The following is a 268-nucleotide window of genomic DNA, read 5'->3' on the forward strand; positions in this document are numbered from 1 at the left end:
CAAATTTCACAGATAAAGACTATTTTCTTACTCTAACATATAATGATGAATTTTTACCTAATACTTTAGAAAAAGCACAAAAAGAAGTAGAAAACTATTTAAGAAGATTAAAAAACAGAAGAATAAAAGAAAATGTGGAAGAATTAAAATATATTGTCATAACAGCATTCACACCTAAAAAAGAAAAAGAAAATGAAAATATAAATAAAGATGAAGATACAGAAGTAGTAAGAGTACATCATCATTTATTAGTCAATGGTGGAATTGA

The 268-nt window shown here is 23.9% G+C and carries 1 pseudogene; it reads left to right on the forward strand.

Annotation, left to right across the window (positions count from 1 at the left end):
- Nucleotides 1-268: pseudogene (locus ABGF45_RS08420) on the forward strand (hypothetical protein); the annotation flags it as partial.

Source organism: Helcococcus sp. KG196 (assembly GCF_046035495.1).
GTDB classification, from domain to species: Bacteria; Bacillota; Clostridia; order Tissierellales; family Peptoniphilaceae; genus Helcococcus; species Helcococcus ovis.